The 4,963-nt window shown below is 72.5% G+C and carries 5 protein-coding genes and 1 pseudogene; 4 read left to right on the forward strand and 2 right to left on the reverse strand.

What is annotated here, in order from left to right; all coding sequences use genetic code 11:
- The coding region (locus PSH25_RS15545) for a glycoside hydrolase family 3 protein (RefSeq protein WP_238659768.1) at positions 1 to 1,043 on the reverse strand (1,043 nt) is incomplete at its 3' end.
- 216 nt (positions 1,044 to 1,259) lie between these two features.
- Between PSH25_RS15545 and PSH25_RS33685 the strand changes: the two genes are divergently transcribed.
- The 4 genes from PSH25_RS33685 (at position 1,260) to PSH25_RS15560 (ending at position 4,719) form a co-directional block, all read left to right on the forward strand.
- Positions 1,260 to 1,385 carry a hypothetical protein gene (locus PSH25_RS33685; protein ID WP_255750123.1) on the forward strand — a complete coding sequence of 42 codons (126 nt, stop codon included), beginning with the start codon at positions 1,260 to 1,262 and terminating at the stop codon, positions 1,383 to 1,385.
- Positions 1,386 to 1,472: 87 nt separating this feature from the next.
- The gene (locus PSH25_RS15550) at positions 1,473 to 2,423 is read left to right on the forward strand and encodes a TIGR03557 family F420-dependent LLM class oxidoreductase (RefSeq protein WP_238659769.1); all 951 of its coding nucleotides are present in this window, start codon (positions 1,473 to 1,475) and stop codon (positions 2,421 to 2,423) included.
- A 73-nt stretch (positions 2,424 to 2,496) separates the two neighbouring features.
- Positions 2,497 to 4,128 (forward strand): RecQ family ATP-dependent DNA helicase, encoded by a 1,632-nt coding sequence (locus PSH25_RS15555; RefSeq protein WP_238659770.1) that lies wholly within the window; start codon positions 2,497 to 2,499, stop codon positions 4,126 to 4,128.
- Positions 4,129 to 4,215: 87 nt separating this feature from the next.
- Complete coding sequence (locus PSH25_RS15560; RefSeq protein ID WP_238659771.1) at positions 4,216 to 4,719, forward strand: hypothetical protein; 504 nt, start codon at positions 4,216 to 4,218, stop codon at positions 4,717 to 4,719.
- On the opposite strand, the pseudogene PSH25_RS15565 reads toward PSH25_RS15560, so the two are convergent.
- A pseudogene (locus tag PSH25_RS15565) lies at positions 4,709 to 4,963 on the reverse strand (multidrug transporter); the annotation flags it as partial. The gene PSH25_RS15560 and the pseudogene PSH25_RS15565 sit on opposite strands and share 11 nt — an antisense overlap.

Consider the following 4,963-nt stretch of genomic DNA (forward strand, 5'->3'; position numbering starts at 1 on the left):
TCGGCGGCGCCGCGCGCTCCGGTCGAGCCGGCGCTGCGGGCGGCCACCGTCCAGGCGGCGAGTTGACCGACACGCTTGGCGGCCTCGGCGAGGCGTTCCTCGGGCAGCTCACCGGAGACGACGGCGGCCACGATGGCGTCGCGCAGCTCGCGGGCGGCCTGCTCGTCGGCCCGTTCGCCACCGATGCAGATGGCGTCGGCCCCGGCGGCGAGGGCGCGGACCGTCGCCCCGGCGAAGCCGTACCGGTCGGCGACCGCGCGCATCTCCACCGCGTCGGTGACCACCACGCCGGAGAAGCCCATCTCGTCGCGGAGCAACCCACCCAGGATGCGCTGGCTCAGCGTCGCCGGCAGGTGCGGGTCGAGCGCCGGCACCAGCAGGTGGCCGGTCATCACCGCCTGCACCCCGGCGGCCACGGCGGCGCGGAACGGGGCCAGCTCGCAGGCGTCCAGCCGGTCCCGGTCGGCGGTGATCCGGGGCAGGTCGTGGTGGGAGTCGACCCGGGTGTCGCCGTGCCCGGGGAAGTGTTTGGCGCAGGCCGCGACGCCACCGGCCTGGAGCCCGCGGACCCAGGCGGCGGTGTGCCGCGCGACCAGCACCGGGTCGGCGCCGAAGGAGCGGACGCCGATCACCGGGTTCGCCGGGTTGGAGTTCACGTCGGCGTCCGGGGCGTAGTTGAGGGTCACCCCCGCCGCGGCCAGCTCGGCGCCGAGGTCCCGGGCGACGGCCTCGGTCAGCTCCGGGTCGTCGACGGCGCCGAGGGCGAAGTTGCCGGGCCGGGAGCTGCCGTGCACCGACTCGAGCCGAGTGACGTCACCGGCCTCCTCGTCGATCGCCACGATGACGTCCGGCCGTTCCGCCCGCAGCGTCGCGGTGAGCGCGGCCACCTGCTCGGTGTCGACGACGTTGCGGGCGAAGAGCACCACCGAGCCGAGACCCTCGCCGAGCCAGCGGCACACCCACGGTGGTGGGGTGGTGCCGACGAAGCCGGGCTGCAGGACGGCGGCGGCGAGCGCCGGGAGGTGCCCGCTGGTCGTGGTCACTCCGCCCCCTCGTAGTGATCGATTTCGATCACCGGCGACGGTGCGCCCCCGTCGATCCGCTGGTTGCGCTCGCTCATGCGGCCCCCGTACCCCATCTCTCGCGCGCCCTCGGCGCACCGCCACCGGCAGGCGGTCCTGCCATGGTCACACTGAGCGATTCAATAGTCAATAAACCTTACAGTTGCCTGGCGGCCCGCTCCCCGGGAGAGTGCGGGGATGGATCCCGTCCTGCTGGCCGACGCGACGAGCCCGGCCGACATCCCCGGCGTACGCCTGCTCGGCCTGGTGGTCGGCGCCCTGCTGCTGCTCGCCGCGATCCGGGCGATGTTCGGTCGACGCTGACCCGGCCGACGGTGCGAAACGGTGTGACCGGGCGACTCCGGGGTACGGCTCTCCCATCAGCGGGTCCGCGTGCCGAAGGGGTAAGCCATGAAGATCGGATACTTTCTGTCCAGTGAGGAGTTCACACCGGCCGAGTTGCTGGAGCAGGCGCGCGGTGCCGAACGGGCCGGGTTCGAGGCGCTGTGGATCTCCGACCACTACCACCCCTGGGTGGACGCACAGGGCCAGAGCCCGTTCGTCTGGTCGATGATCGGCGCGCTCAGCCAGGTCTGCTCGCTGCGGGTGACCACGGCGGTGACCTGCCCGACCCTGCGGATCCACCCGGCCGTGATCGCGCAGGCGGCGGCGACCAGCGCGGTGCTGCACGGCGGGCGGTTCGTGCTCGGCGTCGGCACCGGCGAGGCGCTCAACGAACACATCTTCGGCGACGCCTGGCCGCAGGCCGACGTCCGGCTGGAGATGCTGGAGGAGGCCGTCGAGGTGCTGCGCGCGCTGTGGGGCGGCGACTTCGTCAGCCACCACGGCAAGCACTACACGGTGGAGCAGGCCCGGATCTACACGCTGCCCGACACTCCCCCGCCGATCTACGTCTCCGGCTTCGGGCCGAAGTCCATCGACCTGGCCGCCCGGATCGGCGACGGCTACGTGAGCACCATGCCCGACGGCGAGATGGTCCGGCGCTTCCGGGAGAACGGCGGCGGCGACAAGCCGTGCCAGGCCGGCTTCAAGGCGGCGTACGCGGACAGCGAGGAGGAGGGGTTGCGCATCGCGTACGAGCGCTGGCCCAACGCCGGGGTGCCGGGTGAGCTGTCCCAGGTGCTGCCCTCGCCGCGGCACTTCGAGCAGGCCGCCGAGCTGGTCAAGCCGGAGATGCTGAAGGAGGCGTTCGTCTGCGGCAACAGCGCCGACGCGCACCTGGAGATGATCGACAAGTACGCCAAGGCCGGCTTCGACGAGGTCTACGTGGCCAACACGGGCCCGCATTACCAGGGCCTGTTCGACCTCTACCAGCGCGAGGTCCTGCCCCGGCTGCGCTGAGTCGGCGATCGGCGAGCCCATGATCGTCCGAATGCGTTTCGGCGGTCATGGGCTCGGGTACCTCCGGCCCTCGATGAAACTGTCCACGCACTCGATGACGTTGCGCCGCGCGGCCCGCAGCCTTTTCGGCTGGAAGGCGCTTCGGCCCAACCAACTGGCCGCCATGCGCGCGGTGATGAAGCGGCGAGACGCGCTTGTGGTGTTGCCCACCGGTGCCGGCAAGTCGGCGATCTACCAGATCCCGGCCAGCCTGATACCCGGCCCCACCGTGGTGATCTCCCCACTGCTGGCCCTCCAGCAGGACCAGATCGCCTCGCTCAACGAGCGGCAACGCCCGGAGCTGCGGGCGGTGCGGATCAGCTCGAACGAGTCGCCCACCCAGCAGGCCGAGGCGATCACCGAGATCCGCGAGGGCCGGGCCGAGTTCCTCTTCATCACCCCGGAGCAGCTCAGCAACCCCGAGCGGATGGCCGAGGTCGCCGCGCTGAAGCCGGCGCTGGTGGCGATCGACGAGGCGCACTGCATCTCCGCGTGGGGGCACGACTTCCGCCCCGACTACCTGGCGCTCGGGCACCTCATCGACGGCATCGGCCGACCGCCGGTGGTCGCGCTGACCGCCACCGCCTCCCCTCCGGTACGCGACGACATCATCGCCCGCCTGCGGCTGCGCGACCCGGAGGTGGTGGTCTCCGGGCTGGACCGGCCGAACCTGTTCGTCGAGGTCGCGCACTGCCCCACCGAGGACTACCGGTGGCGGCGGCTGATCGCGCTGCTGAGCGACGACCAGCGGCCCGGGATCATCTACGTGCCGACCCGTCGCGCCGCCGAGGAGTTGGCCACCCGGTTGACCGACGCCGGCTACCCGGCGCAGTGCTACCACGGTGGGATGGCGGCCGGCGCACGCCACGAACTGCACGAGGCGTTCCTCGCCGACCAGGTCCCCATCATGGTGGCGACCTCGGCGTTCGGCATGGGCATCGACAAGCCGAACATCGCCTGGGTGGTGCACATGGCGCTGCCCGACTCGCCGGACAGCTACTTCCAGGAGATCGGCCGGGCCGGCCGCGACGGGCAACCGGCCCGGGTGCTGCTGCTGTGGCAGGCCGAGGACGTGGGCCTGCAACGGTTCTTCAGCGGCGGCCTGCCCGACGTCGACGAGCTGCGCGACCTCGCCGCGCTGCTGCGCCGCAAGCCGGCCACCAAGACCGAGCTGCGCGAGACCACCGGCCTCGGGCCGCGCAAGCTGGGCCAGTACCTCTCCCTGCTGGAGCAGGTCGGGGCGGCCGAGCCGCGCGCCCGGCAGCGCATCGGCGCACCCCGTTACTCCCCCACCCCGACCGACGCCGCCGCGGCGGCGCTGGCCGAGGCGGAGCGCCAGCAGACCGTGACCCGGTCCCGCACCGACATGATGCGGGCCTTCGCCGAAACCACCGCCTGCCGGGGGCAGACCCTGCTGGCCTACTTCGGCGAGCAGATGACGCAGGTCTGCGGCCACTGCGACAACTGCCACAACGGCACCAGCGTGGCCGACCAGGGCGCGGTCGGGCCGTTCCCGGTGCACAGCCAGGTGCGTCACCCGGAGTGGGGGTCCGGCCTGGTGCTCTCGTACGAGGAGGACAAGATGACGGTTCTCTTCGATGAGGTCGGGTACAAGACGCTGTCGGTGCGCGTGGTGTCCGAACAGGGCCTGCTGACGCTGGACTAGCCTGACCCGGGCACCGGTGTCGGGCCCGGTGGATCGACCAAGCAGAGCACCGATTGACAAGCAGAGCAGGGCGGAAGGGGCGTTGCCGTGATCGAGCAGCCGGCGTACACCGGGTTCGGTTTCTCCGACGGGGAGTGGGGGCTGTTGGTCGGCCTGCCGCAGTCGGTTCTGACCGCGGCGAGCGCCGCCGAGTCCGACGGCACCCGCCGGACCATGGCGGAGAACGCGGCCGGGCTGGAGACCATCGCCGCCGGCCGGGAGTCGGCCAGCCCCCTGGTCGCCGCCGTGGCCGGTGAGATCGTCACCCGGGTCGGTGACCCGGACACCGGTGAGGAGTTGCCGGCCATCGCGCCCGCCGACCCCGGGGCGTACATCGACGACGTGCTGCTGCGGGCCGGCCAGGCCGCCGAGCTGCTGGCCAGCCGGGTCGACGAGGGTGAGGCCGGCGCGTACAAGCACTGGCTCGTGAAGATCGCCGAGCAGGTGGTGGGCGCCGCGTCCAGCGGTGGGCTGCTGGGCATCGGCGGCGAGTCGGTAAGTGACTCCGAGCGGCGTTTCCGCGACCGGCTCGCGCACGTGCTCACCGACTGATCGACGACAACGACGTGTCGACCGGACCGGTCGGCTCGGCGGTCAGCGCCGTCGAGTCGGCCGGTCGGACGCCGCGCAGCGCGACAAGCGCGGTGACCGCCCCCAGCAACATCACCGCCATGGCGGCGTACGCGGCCAGGTGCAGCCCGTCGGTGAACGCGACCCCGGCGGCGTGCCGCACCGCGTCGGCCAGATCCGCCGGCAGCCCCTGGGCGACCGCGAGCGCGCCGCCCAGGGTCTCCTG

The sequence above is a fragment of the Micromonospora foliorum genome (genome assembly GCF_022229015.1).
In the GTDB taxonomy this organism is placed as follows: Bacteria; Actinomycetota; Actinomycetes; order Mycobacteriales; family Micromonosporaceae; genus Micromonospora; species Micromonospora foliorum.

Coding starts and splice junctions, on each gene's coding strand:
- PSH25_RS15550 (WP_238659769.1), top strand. CDS start 1,473: ATGAAGATCGGATACTTTCTGTCCAGTGAGGAGTTCACACCGGCCGAG.
- PSH25_RS15555 (WP_238659770.1), top strand. CDS start 2,497: ATGAAACTGTCCACGCACTCGATGACGTTGCGCCGCGCGGCCCGCAGC.
- PSH25_RS33685 (WP_255750123.1), top strand. CDS start 1,260: ATGGATCCCGTCCTGCTGGCCGACGCGACGAGCCCGGCCGACATCCCC.